The sequence below is a fragment of the Streptomyces ochraceiscleroticus genome (assembly GCF_000720485.1).
GTDB classification, from domain to species: Bacteria; Actinomycetota; Actinomycetes; order Streptomycetales; family Streptomycetaceae; genus Streptomyces; species Streptomyces ochraceiscleroticus.
In genome coordinates this window covers 66,583-92,209 of record NZ_JOAX01000009.1, presented here as the reverse complement: position 1 = coordinate 92,209, position 25,627 = coordinate 66,583, and the positions used below count along the sequence as shown (strand labels likewise).

28 protein-coding genes are annotated in these 25,627 nt (G+C 70.4%); 13 read left to right on the top strand and 15 right to left on the bottom strand.

The features are described 5' to 3' along the window. Nucleotides 1-112: 112 nt before the first annotated feature. Nucleotides 113-763, bottom strand: coding sequence for a carbonic anhydrase (locus IG84_RS0114005; RefSeq protein WP_031055833.1), 651 nt, complete (start codon nt 761-763; stop codon nt 113-115). 129 nt (nt 764-892) lie between these two features. After that, on the bottom strand, nt 893-1,603 hold the full coding sequence (locus IG84_RS0114000) for a helix-turn-helix transcriptional regulator (RefSeq protein WP_031055830.1): 711 nt from the start codon (nt 1,601-1,603) through the stop codon (nt 893-895). Between the two features lie 134 nt (nt 1,604-1,737). On the opposite strand from IG84_RS0114000, the gene IG84_RS0113995 reads away from it, so the two are divergent. The 3 genes from IG84_RS0113995 to folE all read left to right on the top strand — a co-directional run bounded on the left by IG84_RS0113995 (nt 1,738) and on the right by folE (nt 3,430). Beyond that, complete coding sequence (locus tag IG84_RS0113995; RefSeq protein WP_031055827.1) at nt 1,738-2,283, top strand: DUF2231 domain-containing protein; 546 nt, start codon at nt 1,738-1,740, stop codon at nt 2,281-2,283. A gap of 69 nt (nt 2,284-2,352) precedes the next feature. Continuing rightward, nucleotides 2,353-2,775, top strand: coding sequence for a hypothetical protein (locus IG84_RS0113990; protein WP_031055825.1), 423 nt, complete (start codon nt 2,353-2,355; stop codon nt 2,773-2,775). A gap of 1 nt (nt 2,776) precedes the next feature. Then, on the top strand, nt 2,777-3,430 hold the full coding sequence (gene folE / locus IG84_RS0113985; RefSeq protein WP_078648815.1) for a GTP cyclohydrolase I FolE: 654 nt from the start codon (nt 2,777-2,779) through the stop codon (nt 3,428-3,430). 174 nt (nt 3,431-3,604) lie between these two features. On the opposite strand, the gene IG84_RS0113980 is transcribed toward folE, so the two are convergent. From IG84_RS0113980 to IG84_RS0113955, 6 genes are read right to left on the bottom strand one after another with little or no spacing between them, the layout of a single operon-like run. Continuing rightward, entirely contained in the window at nt 3,605-4,255 is a 651-nt protein-coding gene (locus IG84_RS0113980; RefSeq protein WP_031055820.1) for a fasciclin domain-containing protein, read from the bottom strand. Nucleotides 4,256-4,312: 57 nt separating this feature from the next. Then, complete coding sequence (locus tag IG84_RS0113975; protein WP_051861700.1) at nt 4,313-5,974, bottom strand: molybdopterin-dependent oxidoreductase; 1,662 nt, start codon at nt 5,972-5,974, stop codon at nt 4,313-4,315. Nucleotides 5,975-6,004: 30 nt separating this feature from the next. Further along, nucleotides 6,005-6,214, bottom strand: a complete 210-nt coding sequence (locus IG84_RS0113970) for a hypothetical protein (protein WP_031055813.1) — start codon at nt 6,212-6,214, stop codon at nt 6,005-6,007. Between the two features lie 28 nt (nt 6,215-6,242). Then, nucleotides 6,243-6,959: an alpha/beta hydrolase gene (locus IG84_RS0113965; protein WP_063761793.1), complete on the bottom strand. Its 717-nt coding sequence runs from the start codon at nt 6,957-6,959 to the stop codon at nt 6,243-6,245. Nucleotides 6,960-6,987: 28 nt separating this feature from the next. Next, a complete protein-coding gene (locus IG84_RS0113960; protein ID WP_031055809.1) occupies nt 6,988-7,731 on the bottom strand; it encodes an anti-sigma factor in 744 nt (247 codons plus the stop codon). After that, nucleotides 7,728-8,315 carry a sigma-70 family RNA polymerase sigma factor gene (locus IG84_RS0113955; RefSeq protein ID WP_031055807.1) on the bottom strand — a complete coding sequence of 196 codons (588 nt, stop codon included), beginning with the start codon at nt 8,313-8,315 and terminating at the stop codon, nt 7,728-7,730. The genes IG84_RS0113960 and IG84_RS0113955 overlap by 4 nt, the downstream gene beginning before the upstream one ends. A gap of 185 nt (nt 8,316-8,500) precedes the next feature. On the opposite strand from IG84_RS0113955, the gene IG84_RS0113950 reads away from it, so the two are divergent. The 3 genes from IG84_RS0113950 to IG84_RS0113940 all read left to right on the top strand — a co-directional run bounded on the left by IG84_RS0113950 (nt 8,501) and on the right by IG84_RS0113940 (nt 10,813). Continuing rightward, nucleotides 8,501-8,818, top strand: a complete 318-nt coding sequence (locus IG84_RS0113950; RefSeq protein WP_031055806.1) for a hypothetical protein — start codon at nt 8,501-8,503, stop codon at nt 8,816-8,818. Nucleotides 8,819-9,570: 752 nt separating this feature from the next. Beyond that, nucleotides 9,571-10,116 carry an AAA family ATPase gene (locus IG84_RS0113945; protein WP_031055803.1) on the top strand — a complete coding sequence of 182 codons (546 nt, stop codon included), beginning with the start codon at nt 9,571-9,573 and terminating at the stop codon, nt 10,114-10,116. A 58-nt stretch (nt 10,117-10,174) separates the two neighbouring features. Continuing rightward, nucleotides 10,175-10,813: a class I SAM-dependent DNA methyltransferase gene (locus IG84_RS0113940; RefSeq protein ID WP_031055801.1), complete on the top strand. Its 639-nt coding sequence runs from the start codon at nt 10,175-10,177 to the stop codon at nt 10,811-10,813. 10 nt (nt 10,814-10,823) lie between these two features. Here IG84_RS0113940 and IG84_RS0113935 read toward each other — a convergent pair whose 3' ends face one another. Beyond that, the gene (locus IG84_RS0113935) at nt 10,824-11,414 is read right to left on the bottom strand and encodes a cysteine hydrolase family protein (protein WP_031055797.1); all 591 of its coding nucleotides are present in this window, start codon (nt 11,412-11,414) and stop codon (nt 10,824-10,826) included. 155 nt (nt 11,415-11,569) lie between these two features. On the opposite strand from IG84_RS0113935, the gene IG84_RS0113930 reads away from it, so the two are divergent. Then, entirely contained in the window at nt 11,570-12,565 is a 996-nt protein-coding gene (locus IG84_RS0113930; RefSeq protein WP_031055793.1) for a GlxA family transcriptional regulator, read from the top strand. A 121-nt stretch (nt 12,566-12,686) separates the two neighbouring features. Here IG84_RS0113930 and IG84_RS0113925 read toward each other — a convergent pair whose 3' ends face one another. The 3 genes from IG84_RS0113925 to IG84_RS0113915 all read right to left on the bottom strand — a co-directional run bounded on the left by IG84_RS0113925 (nt 12,687) and on the right by IG84_RS0113915 (nt 16,802). Continuing rightward, nucleotides 12,687-13,223: a nucleotidyltransferase domain-containing protein gene (locus tag IG84_RS0113925; protein WP_245659356.1), complete on the bottom strand. Its 537-nt coding sequence runs from the start codon at nt 13,221-13,223 to the stop codon at nt 12,687-12,689. Between the two features lie 104 nt (nt 13,224-13,327). After that, nucleotides 13,328-15,754, bottom strand: a complete 2,427-nt coding sequence (locus tag IG84_RS0113920; protein ID WP_078648814.1) for a protein kinase family protein — start codon at nt 15,752-15,754, stop codon at nt 13,328-13,330. Further along, complete coding sequence (locus IG84_RS0113915; RefSeq protein WP_031055783.1) at nt 15,690-16,802, bottom strand: patatin-like phospholipase family protein; 1,113 nt, start codon at nt 16,800-16,802, stop codon at nt 15,690-15,692. Before IG84_RS0113915 ends, IG84_RS0113920 begins: the two co-directional genes overlap by 65 nt. Before the next feature lie 206 nt (nt 16,803-17,008). On the opposite strand from IG84_RS0113915, the gene IG84_RS0113910 reads away from it, so the two are divergent. Further along, nucleotides 17,009-17,527 (top strand): hypothetical protein, encoded by a 519-nt coding sequence (locus tag IG84_RS0113910; RefSeq protein WP_157848875.1) that lies wholly within the window; start codon nt 17,009-17,011, stop codon nt 17,525-17,527. Here IG84_RS0113910 and IG84_RS0113905 read toward each other — a convergent pair. After that, nucleotides 17,502-17,903 (bottom strand): hypothetical protein, encoded by a 402-nt coding sequence (locus IG84_RS0113905; protein ID WP_157848874.1) that lies wholly within the window; start codon nt 17,901-17,903, stop codon nt 17,502-17,504. The genes IG84_RS0113910 and IG84_RS0113905 overlap by 26 nt on opposite strands. 217 nt (nt 17,904-18,120) lie before the next feature. Between IG84_RS0113905 and IG84_RS0113900 the strand changes: the two genes are divergently transcribed. Continuing rightward, nucleotides 18,121-18,861: an SDR family NAD(P)-dependent oxidoreductase gene (locus IG84_RS0113900; protein WP_031055774.1), complete on the top strand. Its 741-nt coding sequence runs from the start codon at nt 18,121-18,123 to the stop codon at nt 18,859-18,861. Between the two features lie 40 nt (nt 18,862-18,901). Here the strand turns inward: IG84_RS0113900 and IG84_RS42215 are convergent, their stop codons facing one another. Next, nucleotides 18,902-19,360 carry a cytosine permease gene (locus tag IG84_RS42215; protein WP_031055771.1) on the bottom strand — a complete coding sequence of 153 codons (459 nt, stop codon included), beginning with the start codon at nt 19,358-19,360 and terminating at the stop codon, nt 18,902-18,904. A 200-nt stretch (nt 19,361-19,560) separates the two neighbouring features. Here IG84_RS42215 and IG84_RS0113890 point away from each other — a divergent pair, with 200 nt between their 5' ends. From IG84_RS0113890 to IG84_RS0113875, 4 genes are all read left to right on the top strand, one after another. Further along, nucleotides 19,561-20,856: an amidohydrolase family protein gene (locus tag IG84_RS0113890; RefSeq protein WP_031055769.1), complete on the top strand. Its 1,296-nt coding sequence runs from the start codon at nt 19,561-19,563 to the stop codon at nt 20,854-20,856. Between the two features lie 127 nt (nt 20,857-20,983). Next, the gene (locus tag IG84_RS0113885; protein WP_031055766.1) at nt 20,984-22,288 is read left to right on the top strand and encodes an amidohydrolase; all 1,305 of its coding nucleotides are present in this window, start codon (nt 20,984-20,986) and stop codon (nt 22,286-22,288) included. A 105-nt stretch (nt 22,289-22,393) separates the two neighbouring features. Next, nucleotides 22,394-23,044, top strand: a complete 651-nt coding sequence (locus IG84_RS0113880) for a GntR family transcriptional regulator (RefSeq protein ID WP_031055763.1) — start codon at nt 22,394-22,396, stop codon at nt 23,042-23,044. A gap of 83 nt (nt 23,045-23,127) precedes the next feature. Continuing rightward, nucleotides 23,128-23,784 carry a maleylpyruvate isomerase N-terminal domain-containing protein gene (locus IG84_RS0113875; protein WP_031055762.1) on the top strand — a complete coding sequence of 219 codons (657 nt, stop codon included), beginning with the start codon at nt 23,128-23,130 and terminating at the stop codon, nt 23,782-23,784. Nucleotides 23,785-23,808: 24 nt separating this feature from the next. Here IG84_RS0113875 and IG84_RS0113870 read toward each other — a convergent pair whose 3' ends face one another. Continuing rightward, the gene (locus IG84_RS0113870) at nt 23,809-25,575 is read right to left on the bottom strand and encodes an MFS transporter (protein ID WP_031055760.1); all 1,767 of its coding nucleotides are present in this window, start codon (nt 25,573-25,575) and stop codon (nt 23,809-23,811) included. Nucleotides 25,576-25,627: the final 52 nt, after the last annotated feature.

Here is a 25,627-nt window from a genome sequence, read left to right as displayed (position 1 = left end):
GCGGAACCTGCGGCCCGTTTCCGCACCAGCCGCAAGGACGGGCTCTCGGCGCCCAGTGCATGTACGGCAGCCCTGATCCCCGGCTCCGGGTGATCAGGGCTGCCGACTGCTGTCAGCCGTGCTGGATGTCGGGGCGCTCGGCTGCCTTCACGCCGTGGCCCGCGACGATCCGGGCGCTGCCGTCGGCCAGGCTGTAGGTCAGGCCGACCACGCCGGTGCGCCCGGCCGCGACCTGCTCGGCCAGGACGCGGGAGCGGTCCAGCAGCAGGTCGACCGTGTTCCTGGTGTGCTCTTCGATGATCTCGCCGTACTGGGTGAGGCCGGCGGCGCGTGCGGCCAGCACGCTGGGCGTGACCCGCTCGATGACATCGCGGACGTACCCGTCCGCGGTCGCTCCCTCCTCGACCGCGCCGCGGGCGGCTGCGACCGCGCCGCACGCGTCGTGGCCCAGCACGACCACCAGCGGGCATCCCAGCACGCCCACCCCGTACTCGATGCTTCCCAGCACCTCCGGCCCCGTCACATGGCCCGCCGTGCGCACCACGAACAGATCCCCCAGGCCGCGGTCGAAAATGATCTCGGCGGCCAGCCGGGAGTCGGAGCAGCCGAAGAGCACGGCGAAGGGCTGCTGGACCGCAGCCAGCGCCGCCCGCCGCTCGGCGTCCTGATTGGGGTGTTCCGGGGCACCCGCGACGAACCGCTCATTGCCGGCCAACAGCAGCTCGAACGCTTCATCGGGAGTCAGATTCGCGGTGTCAGTCATGGCCACAGATTACGACCAGGGTGCGCACCGTGCTCGATCGGGATCGGTTCCGAGCTGGTCAGGGGTGGTCACCGAGGTACCGATCGACTCAAATCCAACGGTCCCGCCTGATTGCCGGGGACGAGGCCGTTACGCCTGTTCGGGGCCGAGTTGGACGCAGCATTCGCCCGGGCGGGGGGCGAGGACGGCCTGGACGCCGGTGATCTCCATGGTCTCCAGGTAGCCGGTGAGGAAGGCATGGTTCATGCCGCACACCAGGTCCGGGGCCTTGGCCGCGAGGGGGTGGAACGGACAGTTGCGCAGCCGTAGTCCGGCAGGGCCTTCGCGGACGGGTTCAAATCCGTGCTGGTCGAGCATGCGCTCGCAGGCGGTCAGGCCGCGTTCGGCGCCCAGCCTGCCGGGGCGGGTCTGCTCCCGTTGGGCCTGGCCGAGTTCCCGGCCGCGCTGCCGGGCCGTGCGGACGGCCGCCTCCGCGGCGCTCTCGTCCTCGCCTTCGGTCACGATCGCCTGCAGGAACAGGTCGGCGAGCAGCTCGTGGCGGCGGTCGGGGATGCTGACGCGGATGTCGGCGTCGGTGGGCTCGTAGACCTTGGGCTGACGGCCGACCTTGCGGATGGCGCCGGGGGCGCCGTACCGGGCGCGCAGCAGTCCGGCGTCGACGAGTTTGTCGAGGTGGAAGGCGGCGAGCTTGCGCGATATGCCCACGCTGGCGGCGGCCTCGTCGCGGGTGACGGGGCGGCCGGCGCGCCGGATGAAGGCGAACATCCGCCGTCGCGAGTCCTCGTTGAGGACGCTCACGGACTCGATCGCCGCGTCACCGGCGGAGGACGGCTGGGTCATGTCAGAAGCCACCTTTTCACAGTAACTCCCAAAGTCCTTGGGTGGAGCACTGTCGGCAGAGCCCCGACGAGGCCCGCTTGACCGCCGGACCGAATAAGACCAAGATTTGTTGGTGAAATAGGAGGTGGTCCGCCATGGCCGAACCATTGCATCAACAGGCCAAGCGACCGGTCAGTGCCGCACTGGCCGGCCCGTACGGACATCCGTTCCACCCGATCCTGGTCACGGTGCCGATCGGGGCCTGGGTGGGCAGCCTGGTCTTCGACATCGCCTTTCACCTGGTGCACGACCCGGACTTCCTGGCACGAGGAGCCATGTGGCTGATCGCGCTGGGAGTGATCGGCGCGCTCGTGGCCGCGCTGGTGGGGTTCCTGGACCTGTTCGCGATCCCGCCGGGCACCCGGGCGTTCCGCGTGGCACTGCTGCACATGACGTTGAACCTGCTGGTCACCGTCGCCTACGCCGGCAATTTCTGGTGGCGGCAGGCGGGCGACGGCCCCTCCGGCAGCGTCGGCGCCGGAATGCTCGCACTGAACGCCGTGAGCCTGGCCGTCCTCGGCCTCTCGGGCTACCTGGGCGGCAAGCTCGCCTACCACTACGGGGTGCGCGTCGCCCACGAGAGCACCCAGGCCGAAGGCTTCGTCCCCACCCACGGCCGCACCGGCCAGCACACCGGCTGACCCCTCCACCCGTACGACCGCACCTGCGCGGCCACCCCACTCATCTGTCTGAAGGACAAGGATCTCCTCATGACCATCGCCGCACTGATCACCTGGGTGATCACCGCTCTGGGCGGCTTCTACATGCTCGGCACCTGGCTCTCACGCGGCGGCGTCCGCAGCGGCAGCAGCCGGCTGCCCGTCCCGGTCGTCTTCGGGCACTTCGCCCTGGCCGCGATCGGCCTGGTCTTCTGGATCGTCTACGCGATCACCGACAGGACCGCGCTCGCCTGGACCGCGTTCGGCCTGCTGGTCCCCGTTGCGCTGCTCGGCTTCGTGATGCTGGCCCGCTGGCTGCCCACCTACCGGGCCACCCGCACCGCCACCACGACGGGTGACGCCGAACCCGCCGAGCGGTACTTCCCGGTCCCGGTGGTCCTCGCGCACGGCCTCTTCGCCGTGATCACCGTCGTCCTGGTCCTGCTCACTGCCCTGGGCATCGGTGAGAGCTGACATGTCCCAGCCCGCACAGACCACGGCGCACCTCGCGCCCGATGCCCCGACGGCGCCGATATCCGAGGCCACCGCGCTGCGCGTCGTCCATGACACCGACGGCGTCGACCTGGCCGCCGCCGAGCGCGCCGCAGGACAGTTCCTCAACGCGCTCGGCATCAGCACCGCCTCCGAGAGCCTGCGCGGCACTCCCGGACGCATGGCCCGGGCCTACGCCGAGCTCTTCAGCCCCCGCCCATTCGAGCTGACCACCTTTCCCAACGACGAGGACTACGACGAACTCGTCCTGGCGCGCAGCATCCCGCTGCGCTCGGTCTGCGAACACCACCTGCTGCCCTTCGTCGGCACCGCCCACGTCGGTTACCTCCCCGGCCGGCGCATCCTCGGGCTGTCGAAGCTGGCGCGCGTCGTCGAGCACTTCGCCTGCCGCCCCCAGGTACAGGAGCGCCTCACCAAACAGGTCGCGGACTGGCTGCAGACCCACCTGGAGCCCAAGGGCGTGGGGGTCGTCATCGAAGCCGAACACACCTGCATGACCCTGCGCGGTGTGAAGGCCACCGGCTCCAGCACGCTCACCTCCACCCTCCTCGGCACGCTGCGCGACGACGCCCGCTCCCGCAGCGAATTCCTCGCCCTGACCGGTCTGCACCGCTGAGCCCGATCCCGGGAACAGCGAAGCAGCGACGACGCGCTTCGCCCATGCGGAGCGCTCAACCGGCCGAGTGTCGTAGTCGCAGGGCCGTGGGCTCTGTCGACTACGACACTCGGTGGCGCGGGCGCTTGCCGCCGGTTGCCGGCAGTTGCTTGAGGGTGGCTTACCGGCTGCGTGTCACACCTTGGGCATCAGGACACTGTCGATGATGTAGACCGTGGCGTTGGCCGTCGGGACGTTGCCGCAGACCACCTCGGCGCTGTCGTTGACCTTGTAGTTCATGCCGGAGCCGGAGGTGGTGAGCTTGCTCTTCTCCAGGGTCGGGTACGAGCCGCTCTCCAACTGCTTGGGGGTGAGCTTCTGGCCGACGACGTGGTAGGTCAGGATCTTGGTGAGCTGCTCCTTGTCGTTGAGGACCTTGTTGAGCTGGTCCTTGGGGATCTTGTCGAAGGCGTCGTTGGTGGGCGCGAAGACGGTGATGTTCTCCGCGTTGTTGAGGGTGTCGACCAGGCCGGCCTTCTTCACGGCGGTGACCAGTGTGGAGAGGGCGGGGTTGTTCGAGGCGGCGGTGGCGACGGGGTCCTTGGCCATGCCGTCGAAGCTGCCCTTGCCGTCCTTGGGCACGGAGGAGCACGCGGGTCCGAACGGGCCCTTCATCGCGCTCGCTCCGCCGCTTCCCTCGGACTTCTCCGACGAGGCGCTGCTGGAACTGCCGTCGGAGGAGCCGGAATTGGCGCTGTCACCGCCGGAGCAGGCGGCCAGCGAGAGCGGCAGTGCGACGGCGGCGGTGAGGGCCAGGGCGGCGCGGCGGATGGTGGTGGTGTTCATGGTTGTCTCCGGAGAGGTAGAAAAGACGGTTGATTGCCTGGGGTGGAAAGAGCGGGGTCAGGTCACGGTGACCACCACCGAGTGCCGGCCGGAGGCCCCATTGGGGATGGGGCGGGTGCGTTTACTGGTCTGGGTGTAGCCGGTGCGGTCCGTGGCACGGACTTCGAGGGTGTGGGTGCCGGGACGGGCCGGCCATTCCCACAGCCACTGACGCCAGGTGTCCCGCGGGCCTTCGGTGGCCGGCCGGGCCTGTCGCCAGGGGCCGCCGTCGACGCGTACGTCCACCCGGTCGATTCCCTTGTGCTGGGCCCATGCCACGCCGGCGACCGTGACGGTGCCGGCCTTGACCGAGGCGAACGGCTTGGGGGTATCGATGCGGGACTGGGTCTTGATGGGGGCCTTGCGTGCCCAGCTCCGCTTGACCCAGTAGGTGTCGTACGCGTCGAAGGTGGTCAGTTCGAGGTCCTGGATCCACTTGCAGGCCGATACGTAGCCGTACAGGCCGGGGACGAGCATGCGGACCGGGAAGCCGTGGGTGAACGGCAGTGGCTCGCCGTTCATGCCGACCGCGAGCATCGCGTCGCGGCCGTCCATGACCGTTTCCACCGGACTTCCGATGGTCATGCCGTCCACGGAGCGGGCGACGAGCTGGTCGGCCGGCCCGCCCTGGGACGGTGGCCGTACCCCCGCTTCGCGCAGCAGCGCCGCCAAGGGCGCGCCGAGCCATCGGGCGGTGCCGATGTACGGGCCGCCGACCTCGTTGGAGACGCACGTCATCGTGATGTCGCGTTCGATGAGACCGCGCCGCAACAGGTCCTGGAAATCCAGCGTCAGGGGTGTGGTGACGCCCTTGCCGTGGATCCGCAGCCGCCAGCGCCCGGCGTCCAGGCGCGGGACGGTCAGGGCGGTGTCGACGCGGTAGAAGTCGCGGTTGGCGGTGGTGAAGGACGCCAGCCCGGGCAGTCGCTCGTCGACCCCGCGGGGCAGCTTCGGCGCGGGCGAGGCAGGGGCGGGCAGCCGGACCGCGGCGCGGGAGGCTTCGGCCTCGGCGGCCGTACCCGCGTTCAGCTCTCGTCCCAGGGCCCCGGCCCCGGTGGAGACGACCGCAACGGCCCCCGCACCGAGGACGAACCCTCTGCGCCCCGGCCCACCGGCGGACTCCGCGCGCTGCGCACGGCCGTCCGTATCCGCCGGCGGCTCCGGTTCCCGCTCCGTCCGCATATCCGATTGCGGCCCGGTCCGCTCCGGGCGGGCGGTGCCGGTAGCAAGCCGTCCGACGAGCCAGTACAGCACGCCCGCTCCGACGAACGCGCCGACCAGCGACGGGACCGCGTCCCACGGCGTGGTCGAGTCGGGCCTGCCGGTCGCGGCCAGCGCTCCCACCACCCCGACGACGAGCACGCCGAGGGAGGCGGTACGCCGTATACGGGTCGCGAGGACGCCAAGGGCCATGGCGAACAGCGCCAGTACGGCCAGGATGCCGAGCTGCAACACCAGCTTGTCGTTCGAGCCGAACTGGCGGATGGCCCAGTCCTTCATCGGCGCGGGGGTGCGGTCGATGACCGCGCCGCCCACCGCGGTGACCGGACTCGCCTCGGGCCGGACGGCGACGGACACCAACTCGGCCACGGCCAGCGCCGAGTAGCCGGCCAGCAGTCCGCTGACCGCCGCTGCGGCGGTCCTCGCCGCCGCCCTTCCTCGTGTACTCACACCCTGCATTCGGAGCCGGTGGGCAGGCGGATTGGCCGATCACCCGACCGGGTGAATCCCCCTGCCGTTGCCGCAGGTCACGCCGAACCGACCAATGACAAGCCGGAGCTGATCCGCCGCAAGCCGGCGCGGGAACCGGGCGCCCGGCTGCTGGGCATCGGCCCGCACCAGTGGCTTCAGCCCGCTGCCGCCAAGCCTGTGGCGGCGGTTGCGGCGCCGGACGCGGTAGCCGTCCAGAAAGTCCCACACGCGCGTTGCGGTCCTGCCGACCGGAGCCTCACCACTCCAAGGGCCCCGCTGCCGCCGCATCGCCGGCGGACAACCGTTCCGCCACCGCCGGCGGCAGCGGCGCCGTCCCCAGGAGGCCCGTGACCAGGGAGACGGTGAGCCGCTGCCAGTCGCCGGCCCTGCGCAGCATCGGATGGTCGCCGCCCCGCATCACCACCGCACACGGCCGAGCGCCCGCGTCGGCGGCCCGCGCGGCGAACTGCCAGGAGGCGCGGGGCTCGGTCGTACGGTCCCGGTCACCGTGTACGAGGACGAGGCGGCGGCCGTACAGATGCCCCACCGGCTCGTCCTCGGGGCACCACGGGGCGAGGGCCACGACCGAGCGGACCAGCGGGTGCCCGGCGGCCCGCAGCGCCGCGCGGCCGCCCATGGAGTGGCCGACCAGCACGACGGGCACCTCTCCCACTTGCTGGATCAGCTCGTCGACGGCGCGCAGGGCGTCCTGCGCCGCGTCCTTCCGGTCACCGTTCCACCCGCGGTGGCGGTAGCGCACCTCGCCCACGAAGACGCCGTCCCCCGTCGTCGCCCGCTCGATCGCCTGCGTAAAGGGACGCATGCGGGCAGCGGCCAGGTTCCAGCGCCGGGGCGCGCCCAGCCCGTCGGAGCGCCCGCCGTGGAGTACGAGTACCGCGGCGTTCGGTGCCCGGACGGCAGCACGCGCCAGCAGCGCGGCACTTGTTCCCGCCGGACGTGAAGTGCCGTCCATGCAATTCAGATCCTTTCTCAGGTCTTCCTCAGGCGGGAAATGCCAGCAGGCCGATCGGTGCGGAGGTGGGCTGGGCGGACCCGCCGTCGGGCTCCACGGTGATACCCATCCCCGAGGCCCTGTCCACGCGGCCCTCCAGCAGCGCGGAGCGGGTGCCGCCGGCTCCGCCCATCACCCCGGCGGACCGCATCGTGCCCCCGTCGTCGAACCACAGCTGGTACACCTTGTCCTCGGGCAGTGCGGGCAGCCCCGAGGCGAGGAACACCGCCTTGTCCCTGGCCCGGGAGACCACCACCGTGCCGCTCGCCCCGTCCTTGAGCCGGCCCTTGGTGACCTTGGCGTCCGGCGCGGTGAACACGGCACTGAGCTGAGCGGCCCGTTCCTCGGCTCGGTGGGCCCGGCTGCGCGCGTCCTGGGCCGCCTGGTGCTGCCACACGGCGACCCCGCCGAACGCCGCGGCAGCCGCCACGCACGCCGCCAGCGTGAAGCGCGACAACGAGCGGCTCCACCACCGAGCACCGCCGCGCGCCGCGACCTGCGGCGATTCCTGCCGTACGGAGTTGATCGCCTGCAGCACCCGGGCCTTCGTCTCCGCCGGCGGTGGCTCGGCGACGGCCAGCCCCAACCGTTCGGCGGTGGCGGAGAACTCCCGCACCTCCTGCGCGCACGCCTCGCACACGGCCAGATGCCGCTCGAACTCGTTACGCTCCGCGGGGGGCAGCGCGTGCAGTACGTACGCACCAGTCGCGGTGTGCAGATCGGCGCTGGTCATACGCTCACCCCCAGGCAGTCACGGAGCCGGATCAGACCGTCGCGCAGCCGTGTCTTCACCGTTCCCAACGGCAGCATGAGCAACTCGGCGACCTCTTTGTAGGTCAGTCCCCTGTAGTACGCCAGGGTCACGGACTCCCGCTGTACTTCGCTCAGCGCTCCCAGGCAGCGCCGCACCCGCTGCCGCTCCAGGCGGGTCTCGACCTGCTCGGTGACCTCGTCGTAGGCGGGCGTCCGGTCAAGAAGTGCCGCCTTGTGCTCGCGCACGGTCGTCGCCTGTACCGAGCGCACCCGGTCCACGGTCCGCCGGTGGGCCAGGGTCAGCACCCATGTCATCGCGCTGCCCCGGTCTGCGCGGAACCGGGCCGCGCGCCGCCACACTTCCAGCAAGACCTCCTGCACCACTTCCTCCGACTGGGCCGGATCACGCAGCACACTGCGGACCAGGCCCAGGACCGGCCCACTCACCCGGTCATAGACCTGCTCGAAGGCATCCCGATCGCCGCGCGCGACCTGCGTCAGCAACGCGTCCAGGTCTGGCTCCTCCGGTCCGGAGCGGGCAACAGCGCTCTTCGCGGGTCTCATGGAACTCCTCCGTCGGCCGGGACCGGCCCCGGGCCATCTGCCCCTGACGCAAGGTATTCGGAGCCGATGCCCTGCCGGATTGGTCGAACACCGACTTCTGCCGCTCCATTTTCCGGCCCGGTTCACCCCGCTGCCGCAGTACAAGCCGTTACCGTGCACCGCCGCAGTCCGCCGGAGGGATGGGAGTGGGCGGATACCCACGGGTAGCTCGGCTGGATCGGTGCCTATGTGGCGGCCCCGTTCGCGACGATGCAGCTCGCCGGCCCGCCCCCGTCGAACTGCTGGAGCGGGCGGGCTGGGACGTACGGCTGGAGAGCGGTGGCTGCTGCGGCCGGACCGTCGGCAGCGACCGGCTGTTCCCGGCGATCGCCGCAGAGCCCGCCGAGACGGTACTCGTCGCGAGCGGCATCTCCTGCCGCCAGCAGATCTTTCACGGCACGGAACGCACGGCGTGGTATCCGGTAGAGCTGATCCGGGACGCGCTGGACGTCACGGGCCGGTGATGGCGAAGGATCCGGCGACCTCAGCTCGTGCGGCAAGCGTCAGCTCGTCAGCTCAAGCGGCAGCCCTCTGTGCCACCGCGCGCCTGGGAGTCGCGCGAGCCGCGGGAGTCACGGGTGCTGCCGGGAGACGCACCGGTGCGGCCGCCGGGGTACGGGTGGGCCGAGCAGGGGCGTGAGCAGGCTCAGCAGGGGTGTCGGCGGCCCAGACGCGGTACGTCGTCTTGGCCGGATCCACCAAGGGATCACCGAACGTGATCCGGCCTGCCGACTCCAGCCGATCGCACACCGCGGTGGGCAGAGCCATGTAGCAGCCCCCCTTGCCGGTGCGGGGGTCATACGGCCGCCAGTAGCCGTACCGGCGCCGGCCATTCGCATGCACGGTGATGAAGACCGGGGTACGGGAGTTGGCGATGGTACGGAGCACCTCGGCACAGGCAGCGTCGAGGGGGGCGGCGGCCCGGCGAGGCGCCGTCCTGGTGCGAGCCGCCGTCGCGCCGCGCGCCGGTGTCGTGGGCCGAGTCACTGTCGTAGGGCGTGCCGATGTCGTGGGGCGTGCCGGCGGACGGCGGAACTCCGTCGACACAGCGGCGGCCGGGGCCTGGTCGAGGACGGGCGACATCAGGGATTACCTTTCGGAGGACAGCGGCTCAAGATCATCTCCCCTATTCAATCAGGCGCCACCCTCATTCGCCCAACTATTCTCTCAACGCGTGTCGTTCAGGAGGTCGGCCACGGTGGCGCAGAGTACAGCCATGGATCAAGCAGAGGTCTTGCTCATCGGAGGGCGGGCCGGCGTCGGCAAGACGACAGTGGGGTGGGAGGTCTCAGCGCGCCTGCGCGCCGCGATGGTCGCGCACTGCGTCATCGAAGGCGACTTCATGGCGCAGGCACATCCCGCTCCACGAGAGGACCCGCGCCGCAGAAAACTCGCCGAGCGCAATCTCACGGCGATCTGGTCCAACTACGCCGAGCTGGGGCACCGCCGCCTGATCTACACGAACACCGTGAGCGTGCTGGCCGAGAACGAGGGCATGTTCCAGCGGGCCATGGGAGCCGATGTCAGGGTCATCCGGGTATTGCTCACCGCGTCGGATTCGACCGCCGGCGAACGGCTGGCGGCCCGGGAGCTCGGCTCGGAGTTGGAGAACGAGCTGAGGAACAGCGCCTTTAAGGCGCAGCTCTTGGACGAGCAGACACCCGTGGACACCACGCGAGTGGCGACCGACGGGCGTTCCGTCGTCGATATAGCGCGCGAAGTGGTCGGCGCTACCGGCTGGTTGAGGGCGGCCGGCAGGTAAGTTCTGCTGGGCGGGTCCGCCCTCAGCGGGATAGCGGAAGGCTCTAGTGTCCTCGCTTGTGACTGAACCTTCCTCGCACCTCTGCGCGACAGCCGATGCCTACGATGCCATGGCCGTCCTTTACGCCGAACTCGCCCGCAACTCGCTTGACGCTCTCCCGCTGGACCGCGCGGTGCTCGCCGCGTTCGCCGACCTCGCGCGAACCAGCGCCGGACACGTCGCCGAGTTGGGATGCGGCCCCGGATATCTGACCGCGCACCTGCGGGACCTGGGACTGGACGTCTTCGGCGTCGACCTGTCGCCGGTGATGATCGATCTCGCCCGCGAGGCATACCCCGACCTGCGGTTCGAGGTCGGCTCCATGGACGCCCTGGACCTGCCCGACGGCAAACTGAACGGCATCGTGTCGTGGTATTCGGTCATCCACGCCCCGCCGCAGGACGTGCCCTCGTACCTGGCCGAGTTCCGGCGGGTACTCGCGCCCGGCGGCCACCTCTTGCTCGGTTTCTTCGAGTCGGAGGGCGAGCCGGTCACGGCGTTCGACCACAAAGTGACGACCGCCTACCGGTGGCCGATCGACGAGCTTGCCGGCCTGGCCGGCGAGGCCGGATTCATCGAAGTCGGCCGGATGCTGCGCGAGCCGGGCGAGGACGAACGGTTCCGCCGGGGCCATCTGCTGATGCGCCTGGGCAAGTAACCAGGCCGCCTTATGCCAGGGCGGAGCCCTGCGCGACGACGACTCCGTAGAGGTCCTCGATCGTGGCCAGTGCGCTGTGATGGATCTGCTTGGCGGACAGCTCGCCCCCGGCCCCCTTCAGAGGCCGGGTGGCGCAGGCGTCAGCGACGATCGTGGGCGCGTAGCCGCGCAGGAACGCACCTTCGGCAGTGAAGGTGACGCACATATGGGTCATAAAGCCGGCGATGATCACGTTCTTGCGGCCCGCGGCCTTGACCTTGTGCTCGAGGTCGGTCTGGTGGAAGGCGTTCGGCGCCTGCTTCTCCACGACCGGCTCACCGTCGACCGGGGCCACGCTGGGGTGGATGGAGCCGATCTCCGCGCGGATGTCGTACGGAGTGCCCTCCCCGCCGTCGTTGACGATGTGGATGACCGGCGTCCCCGCCTCCCGCGCCCGCGCGAGCAGCGCCGCGGCCGAGTCCAGGGCCGCCTGCCAGCCGGCCAGCTCCATCACGCCCTGGGTGTAGGTGTTCTGGAAGTCGACCATGAGGAGTGTGGCGTCGGCGAGGGTCGCCGGGGTCTCGTCGAAGCCGTTGAGCTGACGCAGCGTCGTCGTAGTCATGGAGAAGAAGCCGTCCCGGGTGAGGTGTTGGTTTCGTCCGACGCCCTGGCGACGCCGACGTGGTCGACGCTACGATCACCCGTCAGTGTCTGCAATGACACCCAACTTGCAGATCCGGACACCAGCAGAGAGTTCATCGCGTGGGGAGGGAACGCGTGGCCGCATCGGAACGGCTCGTCGTCATAGTCGTCTTCGATGGCGTCGACCTGCTGGACATCACCGGCCCACCGGAGGTGTTCGCCCTGCTGCAACGCGAGGTCGACACAGGTACGGACACCGGCTACCGCGTCCTCCTCGCCGCCGAAACGATGGATCCCGTCACCACCTCGGCGGGGGTCCGCGTCCTGCCCGACGCCACCTTCGACGCGGTGGAAGGCCGGCGCATTGACACCCTCCTGGTGCCCGGCTCCGTACGCACCGACGCCGACCGGCGCGTGAGCGCCCTGGCGGACCCGGGCGTCACCGCCCGCGTCAAGCAGCTCGCCGGTGCGTCACGTCGTATCGCCTCCGTGTGCGTCGGCGCCCACATCCTGGCGGCCGCGGGCCTGCTCGACGGGAAGCGTGCCACCACGCACTGGTCGACCGCCCGCCAGCTCGCCGCCGACCACCCTGCCGTCACCGTGGACGCCGACCCGATCTTCATCCGTGACGGCGCCGTGTGGACCGGTGCGGGCATCAGCTCCTGCCTCGACCTGTCCCTGGCCCTGGTCGCCGAGGACTTCGGTGAAGCCGTCGCGCTGCGGGTGGCCCGCCAGCTCGTGATGTACCTCAAACGCCCCGGCGGACAGAGCCAGTTCTCCGTCCCCCTCGAGCCCGTCTCCACCACTCGCCGGATCGAGGACCTGCGGCACTACATCAACCGCAACCTGTCCCGGCCCATCGGCCTCGCCGACCTCGCCGAGCACGCCCACGTCTCCGAACGGCAGCTCTCGCGCATCTTCAAGACCGAACTCGGCATGACTCCGGCCGCGTACATCGAATCCGCCCGCGTCGAACTCGCCCGTCACCAACTGGAGTCGACCGACGCGACGCTTGATCGCATCGCCGGCACTTGCGGCTTCGGTACCGTCGACACCCTCATCCGTGCCTTCCGCCGCCAACTGGCCACCACACCGACCGAGTACCGCAGCGGGTTCCGGTATTCCACGTAGCTCATTCCGTCCAGTGGCTCGTCTCGATCGGTCGGCTGGGTAATTGATCCATCGTCTGTGAAGCGGCAGGCTGCCTCCAGGCTGTGACCGTGGTCGACATCGAACTGGTACCGAACACCCCTCAGCGGCGTGAGTCCCCCCTACCGCACCGGAATCGCTGTTCAGGCAGGAGTTCCACACCGAACCGCTCGTGCAGGGCCGCCATGTCCCGACGGTCCTCGTCATCGAGTTCGTACCCCGTGTGGCACATCACCTGCCCCTTCGCCGTCAGACAACGCACCGGTTGGTCCTGTAGTGTCCCGGTCCCGCCGAACCAGGCGGCCTCGTACACCCACACCTCGCCGTTCTCCATGGTGTAGTCGCCGTTGCCCTCCCCGTCGAAGACAACGGGATGGACATCCACGTTCCTTCCCTCCTGATCACGAAGGACGAAGCACGAGGAAAGACGGCCCTCGGCAACGGCAAAGCCCAGGCCCTGCAGGGCCCGGACCGCATCTTCAGCCTGGTCGACACGGAGAATCAGATCGACATCCTTGTGCAAACGGGTCTGCTCACCAAGGAGAGCATCCACGCCCCAGCCACCATCCCCGAGCCACACCTCCACCCCCTGGGTCTCCACAGCCCGCATCACAGCCAGCGCGGTCGCAACATCCATCATCACCACGCCAGTATCGCCATGAAACCGCCAGCCACCTCAGGATTTACCTGTTCAACGCTCTGAGACGAGCCACTGGCTCATTCCACACAACTCATGCCATACAGCTACTGGCACCTGCCCACGCGTTCCGCGGCCAGGCAGGTGCGGACGATCGCGACCCGGACCGTCGGGCCGCCGATGCCGCACTTGATGACGTAGAAGAGGAAGATGTTGGTCGAGGTGACGGCCAGCGCGTATACGTAGGTGTCATGGAGAAGCTGCAGGTAGAGGCAGGTGCCGATGGTCGTGACGGCCATGGCGTAGAAGAGTGAGGTCGGCACCCACTGGGCGAACGACGACAGGCCAGTGATCTTGCTGTCGTCGGCTGCGACCGTACTGAGTCCGAGCTGTCGCGAACGGGCGATGACCGCGCGAATGTACGCCAGCATCAGGAAGTTCACGAGCCAGGTCAGGCACTGCCCGATCGCGGAGTTGATCGGCCACCAGCGGGGTTCGACGAGGGTGATCGCCAGGACGAGGCCGCACGGTACGACGGCCATCATTCGCATCACCACCTCGGTCGCCAGGGCCAGCCGGCTCAGCCCGCCGGCCCGCCATCCGATGGCGAGGGGCGTGAGGCCGGAGTAGAGCATCTGGTAGAACTTCGGCGCCGCGATAGCGTACGAGAGGCCGACCATCCGGGCCGGGAGGTTGGCCTGCCAGTCCGGTATGCGGTAGTCGCTGTGTCGCCAGGAGTCGACGACCGGGAGGCCCGTGGGGGTGTTGCTGAGGTGCTGTACCAGCTCCACCAGCTTGTTGCCCCAGGAGAGGTCCAGGTCGCGCAGGAGCCAGGTGATGACGGTGGTGTTCGTCAGCGCCCAGATCAGCGCCGACAGCAGCGACCAGGCGAGCAGCCAGTTGGTGAACCGGCCGCGGTGCGTGTCCGGGAGTGTGTCCGGCCGTCTGCGCATCCGCCACAGCCGCCACTCTCGGCCCGGGTCGCCGGCCAGTGGGCGCAGCAGCTCGCGCAGGGCCCGCCAGCCGGTTTCGATCCGTAGGTCGGTCTCGCCCTGTTCGGCGGCCTGCACCATCTCGATCTCCGCCAGAAAGCTGTCCTTCAGCCGGGCGAAGGAGAATTCCGGTGCCGAGTCGGTGGATTCCGGTACCGGGCCCGTGGAGAAGATGAGCAGCCGGCGCTCCGGCGCCGCGTCGATCAGGTCCTCGAGGAAACGTGCCAGCTCCACGGCGCGCATGTAGAAGATGTCCGGCACCACGCCATCGGGGCTCGCTCGTCCGCTGCCGAAGAGGATGAGCAGCTGGCCGAGCGAGTAGAGGTCGGCCCGGGTGTTCTCCTCGTCGCCGGCCTTGATCTCCGGAGCGATGTAGGCGGCCTCGGCCCCTGCCGTTCCGGTGATGGTGTGGGTGTAGAGATAGTTCCGGCCGAGGTCGATGAGTTTGAAGGTGCCGTCGGCGTCGGAGACGATGATGTTGGAGGGTGACAGGTCCGCGTGTACGCCTGTGAAGCGTCCGTGTACGGGGGCGGTGTCGGTGTCGTCCCGCGCGATGCGTTGCAGCTCCTCCAGCGCTTCGAAGAGCAGCACCCCTTTCTCCCGTAGCCGGTCGAGCCGCAGGGAGAGCGCCTGGCCCGCGTCGGCCGCTTCGCGTTCCGCTTCCTCGCGTTCCTCGCGGACGACTTCCGCGAGCGTGCGGCCCGCGACGAAATCCATCAGTATCCAGCTGTCGAAGCTGGCCCAGACCCGCACCAGATGCCGTGAGCCGGTGCCCGACGTGCCGTATGTCTCCGCGTACTCGCGGGTGGCGCGGGTGAGAGTCGGGATTCTGGTGAACGGGTACAGGATCAGCTTGAGGGCGAATTCCGGGCGGGTGCCGTGCACCGCGCTCGCAGTGGTGCCACGCAGGATCATCGAGGTGCTGCCGTGCCGGTGGAAGCGCAGCTTGCGTTGCATCGCCTGCCATTCGCGGTCGGTGGATTCCACCGTCGCGGCCACGCGGCGCGTGCCGGGCCGCGCCTGCGGGCCGTAGACCTCGGTGATGACCTCCGCGACCGCGTCCTCCGAGACGAGTACGCCGCACACCCCGCCGCAGTCGTGGGTCAGCGCCGCGCCGCTCCCGCCGGGGACCGCAGATGGCTGCGGGAGCGAGCGTTGCGCCTCGGACTCGGCGAGGCCGAGCAGGGTCAGCAGGAACAGGCTGACGAACCCGAACAGCGCGTCGGCCGGGCTCGCCGGGCGCCGGCCGCGTTGCGCACGGTATCCGAGACACCAGGAGGTCAGGCAGGAGATGGTGTCCTGTCTGCCCGCGAGTCCGAACCGGTCGTCGAAGGAGCGCTCGTCCAGCGGGATGTCCTGCAGCATGCGCCGCCATGCCTTGAGGCGGCGCGTTCGCTGCCGGGCGGTTTCCGGCCGGTCGTCGTCGGCGGCGGCGGTCAGCTCCAACAGGTCCAGTAGGTGCGCCAGTTGTGGGTCGCTATACCCCGTCAGGTCGCGCAATGCGGGGAGCAGCAGGTCCAGCGTCGCCCCTCGGTTCTCCATTCGCGGTGTCCACCACCATCAGTCTCGGCATCGCACGGATGCTTCCCCTGCGGATCAGTTCGACGGGCCTGCCCTCGGTGGCGCAGAACGCTATCCCGTACGCCTTCCGTGCGTGTTCGAGGAGCTGGTGCTGGTCCATCTCGTGCCGCTTGAGCTCCGGCATCCACGGCAGTGGCGCGAGGTCCAGTACGTACGGGGCGCCGTCTCCGGGATCCGTCCGCCGGCAGCGCAACCACTCCTGGTCGCGGTGTTTCTGCCGGATCGCCGCCAGATAGCCGCTCCCGAGGCCGCGGCGCATGCGCTCGAGGTGCAGATAGGTGTACCGGTGCAGCGGGGAGAGCTTGCTGCCCACCGCCGCCGTGCCCATCGGCCGCGTGCTGAGGGAGAGGATGTGCGTGCAGCCGTCGTCGACCGCGAGCCGGAACGGCAGGGCGGTGAGTACTCCACCGTCCACGGCACGCCGTCCGTCGGTCATCAGGAACGTACCGGGCACGGCGATGGGCAGCCAGGCGGAAGCGCGGAGCGCGGCCTTGAGGTCCGCCCTGGAGGCGAAGTCCCGCAGTACGACGGTCCGCAGGGCGTCGACATCGGTGACGGGAACGGCCAGGGGAATCGGCGAGCCGAGCACCGCCTCGTAGTCCAGCGGCTTGACCCGTTCCATGATGCGGTCGAAGGAGTAGGCCAGGTTCAGGATGGGGCGTCTGCGCAACGCCCTGGAGAAATCGACGAACTGTTTGGTCGTCAGGTCGTCGTAGTAGATCGACAGCGGATACCAGGTCTCTCCGGCGAGAAAATAGGCGCCGTTGATTCCGCCGGCGGAGCAGCCGTACACCACGTCGAAGGCGTTCTTGAAGCCGTAGTCCTCCAGTTGGGAGAGCATCGCCGCGGAGATCACCCCGCGCATGCCGCCCCCTTCGACGGCGAGGGCGACGGTCGCACCATCGCTTCGCTGCCCCGGTAAGCTCCCCGAATCCCGTCGGGCGCGCAGGATCTCGAGAACGGGATGCGTGGGATCCCAGTATTCACGGAATTCACGCGTGCGTGTCATGTCACCGGACTGCATGGCCTCCCCCGCAGGATCAGATCCTGATCTCCCTCACCACACACCACGCAGCACTTTGCCAGACACCGCTCCCGCCGGACACTGTTTCCCCGGAAGTCATCGCGTTGCCGGAGTTCACCCCCTCTTGATAGACATGCGCCCGAAGATCGATCCATTCAGGGGTATGACCACATGACCGGCATGCTGTGCTGTTGTTCATCCTGACGGCCGCGCTGGTCGGGCTGGGGCTGATCGCCCGGAAGCGGAACAAATCCCTCATGCCCATCGCGTTCATCATCGCCGCGATCATGGCTTACCAGGGCTTCTCGGCCCTTCAGGATGCCGACCGCTACTCATGGAACGAGGACGAGGTCCGTACCGCCATAGGCCGCGCCTCCGCCGACCTGGAGTCGGAACCGCATGTCGACGACGCGGGCGACTACTCCGCACTGATCGCGGAAGCCCTGAAGACCGCGGCCGACGACGACGGCCCCTGGCAGGACCTCGATGTCTCCTCCGCGGACCCCGGTGACGCGGACGGCGCCGGCGTTGGATACGACGAGGAGAACGAAGGCGCGGGGAACTACGACATCGCCACGGACGAGGGCGAATACGCCCACTGCATGACCGTCAAACAGAAGATCTCCGACTCGGGCAGCGTCTTCGTCCCCGGCGGAACCTCGATCGTCCAGTACGACCTGTCGATCAAGACGGCGGACGGCCCGTGTTGATCCCGTTGGGGCATGTCCGGATGAGTTGAAGGCCGGCGCTGCGCAGCGGTCCCAGGTCGGGTTTACGGTCCTCGGCCAGGGCCGTGCGTACCTCGGCCGTCGCCTCGCCGACCGCGGTGGCGGCCTCCTGCACCTCCGCGCCGGACGACCGCTTCGTGAGCTCGGCGACCGCGGCGTCGAGCGCATCGACCGCGGCGTCCGCCCGGCGGTCGAGGGCGGACTCCAGTACGGCGTGTTCCAGGTCCCCTATGGCGTCGGACACCGCGAGCGCGAACCGCGCACACCCGACGGCCCGGTCCTCGCCCTCCGCCCGGTCGCACCCTCCGAGCAGTGCCACCGCCAATACCACCGCTGCGGCGATTGCTGTCCGCTGCATGTCGTCACGTCCCTCCGGTGAACCGTTCGGTGAGTCACGAGGAAAGCGGCCGCCGCTCGCCTGGCACGGGGAAGCCTATGGACGGTGGCTTCGGTCAGGGAGAGGGTTTCTCGCAGATGGCGATGAAGGTGGGTACTCCGCCGCCATAAGGGACGGGTACCGGCCACCGCGACGCCAGGACGGTGGCCCCGGCCGGGGCCGTGACAAGATCACCGGCATGACGATGCAGCAAGCGGATCGGCCCGTTGCCCTGGTCAGCGGGTCGACGTCGGGGATCGGGGAGGCCGTCGCACGGCGGCTGGCGGCGGACGGGATGCGGGTCGTCGTGCACTCGCGGCGCAGTGCGGAGGCCGGGGAGGCGCTGGCGGCGGAGCTCGGCGGGGCGTACGTACGGGCTGATCTGGCGGTGGAGGAGGAGGCCCGGGGGCTGGTCGACGCGGCGCTCGGCCGGTACGGGCGGCTGGACGTGCTGGTGAACAACGCGGGCATCAGTTGGCCGATCCCGCACGACGATCTGGCCGCGGCGACACCAGCGGACTGGCGGCAACTGCTGGAGGTCAACCTGATCGCGCCATGGGTACTGTGCACAGCGGCACTTCCGGCGCTGCGCCGGTCCCCCGGCGGCGGCAGCATCGTAAACATCACCAGCCACGCCGGGGTGCGCCCCAAGGGCTCGTCGGTGCCGTACGCGGCGAGCAAGGCCGCGCTGAATCACGTGACCCGGCTGCTCGCGGCCGCGCTCGGGCCCGAGGTGCGGGTCAACGCGGTGGCCCCCGGACTGGTGGACACCCCGATGACGAAGGACTGGGCGCAGGCACACGAGCTGTGGCGGGACCGCGCGCCGATGCACCGCCCGGCCCAGCCCGCCGACGTGGCCGGGCTGGTGGCGTCGGTGATCGACAGTGCCTATCTCACCGGCGAAGTCATCGTGTTCGACGGCGGGTTGAATCTGACCTGAAAAGCCAACGGGCTCAATCCGACCTGAGAAGCCGCGGCGGTCAGGCTTCCGGCGCGGCGTCCACCTCAACGGCGCTCACCGCGCGGCGTCGTGTCCGGACCACCAGGGTGACCGCGGCGATCGCGCAGATGATCACCGCGTCGATCACCCGGCTGTCCGGCGCGCCGAGCCGCCCGGCGAGCCCGATGCCGGCCACGGAGGCGGCGGACCAGTTCAGTGCCAGACACGCGGCGGAGATCAGCCAGCCGGTGAGCACCCACAGCAGGTTGCCGACGGCGATCACCACCAGCGCCTGGACGAGTGTGAGGCCCATCAGTACCAATGCGGCACCCACGACCAGGCTCAGATAGCTCACGTTGGGAGCCGCCCACACCGAGAAGAGCTCCCGGGGACGGCCGTGGCGCTCGCCGTCGGGTATGTGATCGATCCCGTGGGCCTCCGGCTGCCCGGTCCGGTCCGCGATCGCAGCCGCGGGGGTTTGCCGGAAGGGTGCGGACAAGACAACGGAATCCGTTGCGGGGCGACCGCGCGCGATGGCATACCAAGTCGCGGAAGCGAGGCAGTGGCAATCACCCCATCTCACCCCACACATGGACAGCAATCAGTAGGCAGCCTTGCCCGGTGCTCAAATTTGGGATACCAAATGGCACTCGGTTGCACGCAAAGCACTGTCGTACGCACAGCACTGAGGAGCCCGCCATGTGTGTCGAGTCCGTCCCGCCCCCGCCCAGCCGGGTCACCCGCCGTGGTGTGCTCGCCGGCGCCGCGGCCCTGGCCGGCACGGCCGCCGCCCTCTCGGCGGCTCCGGGCGCCGCTGCCGCCCCGGCGCGGGAATCGGCCGCCGGGGCGGCGCGGAGCGCGCAGCGCGGCGGCGACCTGGTCGTCGAGGGCGGCACCCTGCTCGACCCGGCGACCGGTGACGTCACCGAGGACGCCGTCGTGGTGATCCGCGACGGTGTGGTGCGGGCCGCCGGGGCCCGGGCGCAGGTCGAGGTGCCCGCCGGTGCGCCGCGCCTGGACGCGCACGGCCGCTGGGTGCTGCCGGGTCTGGTCGACGCGCACATCCACCTCAACACCGCCGGCGAGGCGCGCGACGCGGTCCGCAAGGGTGCCACCAGCGCGCGCAGCGGCTCCACCAACTTCTACCAGGACATCGCCGTAAGGGAGTTGGCCCGCCAGGCACCCGAGCTGGCGCCCCGGCTGCGGGCCGCCGGTGTCTTCGTCACGCCCGACCTGGGTGACACGGTGCTCGCGGACCCGGACCTCACGCCGCTCGCGCGGCTGAAGAACGGCGTGCGGTCGGCCGAGGCGCTGCGCCGGGTCGTCCAGGTGAACCTCGCCCGCGGCGCCGACGTGATCAAGACGCGGGTGAACGAGCGCGCCGGTCTGCCGGATCAGGACCCGCTGACCCAGGTGTACTCGTACGAGCAGCTTTCCGAGATCGTCGCGACGGCGCGGCGCGGCGGCAACGGCGTGCTGTGCCACAGCTACAGCGAGCGCGGCTGCGACGACGCGGTGCGGGCGGGGATCCGGTCGCTGGAACACGGTGTGTTCGTCGGCGAGCGCACCCTGCACGAGATGCGGCGCCGGGGGACGTACTTCACGCCGACGCTGACCCCCATCGCGGGGATGGCCGACTCGCCCGACCCGGTGCTCGCCGAGCGCGGCCGCACGTATCTGCCGGTCCTCAAGGACGCGGTGCGTACCGCGCACGAGCTGGGCGTCCCGCTGGCCGCGGGCACCGACTCCTCCGGCGGCGAGGTCGAACCCATCGGCCGGGAAGTGGAGTTGATGCGCGCGGCGGGCCTGTCGGCGCTCGACGCGATCCGCACCGCCACGACGGGCGCCGCCCGGCTGCTCGGTGTGGAGCGGACGGCGGGGCGGCTGGCGCCCGGCTTCGCGGGCGACGTGATCGTGGTGGACGGCGACCCGCTCGCCGACGTCACCGTACTCAAGAAGCCGCACCGCGTGGTGCGCGCGGGGCTGCCGCTGTAGACGCAACTCCTTGGCGCGTGTGCTCCGCCGCCGCCTCGCCCGGCGGCCGCGGGGCGCACGGGCCCCGTACTGCCACTTCCCGTACTACCGCCCCTCCCCCACCGGCTGTACCACCGAAGGAGTTCCCATGACGCCTCCGCTCTCCCAGCCCTCCCGGCGCGGTGTTCTCGCGGGTGCCGCCTCGCTCGCGGGCTCCGGCGCCGTACTCTCCGCGGCCGTACCGCCGACGCGGGCAGCGGACCGTGAGCGGGCCGCGCGCCCGGTGGTCTTCCGTGACGTGCGGCCCTTCGGGGCGAAGCACGCGGTGGACCTCACCGTCGTCGACGGCCGCATCACGGACCGGCGGGCCCCCCAGGGCGCCGAGGTGATCGACTGTGGCGGCCGCATCGCCCTGCCGGCGTTGGTGGACGCGCACATCCATCCCGACAAGACGACGTGGGGCGGGAGCTGGGAGTCGCGCAAGCCGGCGAGCAGCATCGCGGACTACGCCGCCCAGGACGTGGAGCTGTTCCAGCGCCAGAGCCGGTCCGTCGCCGAGCGGGCGTACGGGCTGATGGCGCACGCCGTGACCCGCGGGACACGGGCCATGCGCGCGCACGCCGACATCGCCCCCGCCTACGGTCTGACCTGCGTGGAAGGCGTCGCTGCCGCGCGCGAGCGGCTGCGGCACGCACTCGATGTGCAGATCGTTGCGTTTCCGCAGCACGGTGTCATCCGCACGCCCGGTACGGCGGCGTTGCTCCGGGAGGCGGCACGCAGCGGGACCGTGGACTTCATCGGCGGGATCGACCCGATCGGCTTCGACCAGGCGCTGGACGAGCAGCTCGACCTGGTCTTCGGCCTCGCGGACCGGTACGGCATCGGCGTGGACATCCATCTGCACGACCGGGGCGAGAAGGGCCTCACGGCGCTGCGCGGCATCATCGACCGCACCCGTGCCCTGTCGCTGCGGGGAAAGGTGACGGTAAGTCATGTGTTCTGCCTGCCGGGCCTGTCCGACGCCGAGCTGGCCGGGGTGGCGGCCGACCTCGGCGACCTGGACATCGCGCTGACGACCGTGGCGCCGAGCGGCGAGCTGGTCCTGCCGATCGCCCGGCTGAAGGAGCACGGCGTGCGGGTCGGGCTGGGTTCCGACGGGGTACGCGACGCATGGAGCCCCTTCGGCAACGCCGACATGCTGCACCGCGCGCATCTGCTCGGCTGGGTCCGGGACGACCGTCTCGACGCGGAGCTGACGGGGTGTTACGAGGCGGGGTCGCACGGCGGCGCCGACGTGCTGCACCTGTCCCGCGCCGACCTGTCCCCCGGCTCCCCCGCCGACTTCCTCCTGCTCCGCGGCGAGTGCGTACCGCAGATCGTGGTGGACATGCCGGCACGGGACATGGTGGTACACGGCGGCCGGGTGGTCGCCCGAGATGGCGAGCTGACGTAACGCGCGCACGCTTCGACGCCCGGGAGCCCGGGACACCCGAGCGCCGCCGCCCGCGGCCCCAGCGGGGTGCCGGGCGCAGTGCGGGCCGATGAGAGAATTGGGGGTATGACAGGGTCTGAAGGGTTCGAGCCCGAGTCGGAGCGGGTCACCCGGCAGTTGCGTGACGAGATCATCGACGGTGTCCGCGAGCCGGGCAGCAAGCTGGTCGAACGGGAACTCGCAGCGGAGCTCGGGGTGAGCCGGCTGCCGATCCGGGACGCTCTGAAGGCACTGGTGAATGAGGGGCTGGTGACGCCGCGGCCGCGGACGTGGGCCGTGGTGCGGGAGTTCGCGCCGACGGACATCGCCGATCTCGACGAGGTGCGGTCGGCACTGGAGATGCTGGCGTTCCGGCTCGCCGCCCAGCGGCGTACCCGCGCCGGGCTGGCGAGGCTCCGCGCGGACCTCGACGCCGAGCTGGCGGCGGCGCGCGAGGGCGACGCGGTACGGGCCCGGCGGGCGGCGGCCGATTTCCACGAGACGGTGACATCGCTGGCCGACAACGAGCTCCTGAACGAGCTGGAGCGCACGTTGCGCAGCAGGATGCGCTGGCTGCTGGGGCAGCACGACGACCTCATGGCCATGGCGAAGGAGCACGAGGAGCTCTACGAGGCCCTCGCGGACCGGGATGTCGCGCAGGTCGAGAAGCTGGTGACGCGGCACCTGGCGACCGGGCGCGACGCGGCCGCCGCCCACCGGAACGCGACGCGGGACTGACCGGTTCGGACACCATCCGGATGCGCGACCCGGCCGTCCAAATGCGCTTGTACGCCGCCTCGGCACCGCACTACCGTGCCGAGGTGGATCTCTTCTCACGCACCTGGACGGCGTTGCGCACGGCGGTCGCCGGCCTCTCGGACGAGGACTTCGGGCGGCCGTCCGGCTGTACCGGCTGGCTCGTGCGGGACCTGGTGTGCCATCTGGTCATCGACGCGCAGGACGTCCTGATCACTCTCGTGACCCCGGCCGAAACGGAGCCGACCCACGACGCGGTGACCTACTGGAACGTCGCCGACACGCCGCCGACCGGCGACGACCCCCTGGACGCGCTGACCGTCCGGCTGGCCGCCGCGTACGAGGACCCCGGGCTGCTCAAGTTCCACCTCGACGACGTCGGCTCCGCGGCCGGCCGCGCCGCCGCACTCGCCGACCCGGATCTCCGGGTCAGCACCCAGGACATGGTCCTCACCGCGGGCGACTACCTCACCGCGTACGTACTGGAGTGGACACTGCACCACCTCGACCTGATGGCGCACCTCCCGGACGTGCCCGAACCCCCTGCTGAGGGGCTCGCCCGGTCCCGCGAGATGCTGGAGCAGATCGCCGGGGCCACGTTCCCCGCGTCGTTCTCGGACCAGGACGCGCTGCTGGTCGGTACCGGACGGCGCGCCCCGACCGATGCGGAGCGCGCCGAACTGGGCGAGCCGGCCGAGAAGCTCCCGCTCGTCCTCGGCTGACCACTCGGTTGACAGCCGGACTGCTCAGCTCTGTACCGCGGTGCGGCGCTCCGCCGCCGCGGTCGTGAGGACGAGGTCGACCTCGACCGGGCGGTCCTCGCCGGGGTGCACCGCCGACGACGCGCGCGGGGAGTGGCCGGCGACCATGGCGGCCAGTACGTACGCGCCGCCGTCCGGGACGGCGACCGAGTAGCGGCCGTCGTGGTCGGTGAGCGCGGTACCGGCCCGGCGCCCACGCGGGTCGATCAGCGCCACCCTGGCACCGGTGACGGGTGCACCGGCCGGGTCCAGGACGCGCCCGCGGAACCCGGCGCGGGGCCCCGGTGTCATCGGTACTGCCCGGGTGTCCCGCTCCGGCGCGGCTGCCTCTTCGCTGCTGGCCAGGAGCTGCGGTGCGGACACCGTCCGGCTGCGCGGCAGGAAGACCGCGAACAGCAGGCCGAGGGCGACCGCCCCGGTGGCGATGAGGAACGAGATGCGGAAGCCCTGCATGGTCGGCACCGCCACCGGCCCCGCGTGATGGGCGGTGTTGGCGAGGACCATGCCGATGACGGCGCTCGACACGGACGTACCGATCGAACGCATCAGGGTGTTGAGTCCATTGGCCGCGCCCGTCTCGGACGGGTCGACAGCGCCGTTGATCAGGGCCGGGAGGGAGGAGTAGGCAAGGCCGATACCGGCGCCGACGACGACCGAAATGACGATGGTCTGCCACGCGGCGCTCATCAGGCCGAGCCCCGCGCCGTAACCGACCGCGATGATCAGCATGCCGAGCATGAGGGTGAGCTTCGGACCGTACCGCGCCGAGAGACGGGCGTAGACGGGCGCGGTGAACATCATCGTCAGCCCCAGCGGCGCCACGCACAGCCCCGCGACGACCATGGACTGGCCCAGGCCGTAGCCGGTGGCGGTCGGCAGCTGGAGGAGTTGCGGCAGGACGAGCGAGATCGCGTAGAACGCGACGCCGACCGTGATCGAGGCGAGGTTGGTGAGCAGTACCTCGCGGCGCGCGGTGGTGCGCAGGTCGACCAGCGGGGCCTTCATGCGCAGTTCCATCAGGCCCCACAGGACGAGGACGACCAGTGCGGCGGCGAAGAGGCCGAGCGTGGTGGCCGAACTCCAGCCCCAGTCGCTGCCCTTGGTGATCGGCAGCAGGAACAGGACGAGACCGAGGGAGAGACCGAGCGCGCCGACGGCGTCGAAGCGGCCCTCGGCCCGGACGCCGCTCTCCGGCACGACCGCCAGGGTGAGCAGGATCGCCAGGACGCCCAGGCCGGCGGCGCCGAAGAACAGCGCGTGCCAGTCCGCGTGCTGGGCGACCAGGGAGGCGAGCGGCAACGCGAGCCCGCCGCCGACGCCTATGGAGGAGCTCATCAGGGCCAGGGCCGAACCGAGCTTCTCGCGGGGCAGCTCGTCACGCATCAGGCCGATGCCGAGCGGAATGGCGCCCATGGCGAAGCCCTGGAGCGCACGGCCGACGATCATCACGAGGAGCTCACTGGTGAACCCGCAGACCAGCGATCCCCCGACCATGACCGCGAGGCTGGTGATCAGCATGCGGCGCTTGCCGTACAGATCGCCGAGCCGGCCCATGATCGGGGTGGCGACGGCACCGGCGAGCAGGGTGGCCGTCATGACCCAGGTGGCGTTCGTGGGCGCGGTGTTCAGCAGGGTGGGCAGGTCCTTGATGACCGGCACGAGCAACGTCTGCATCACCGCGACCGCGATGCCGGCGAAGGCGAGGACGAGGACTATCCCGCCTGTGCGTCGATGGGCCATCGTCTGGGGCATTACCTGGGACCTCCGGAAGCGGGAAGAGTGGCGGGCTCGCCGAGTACGCATC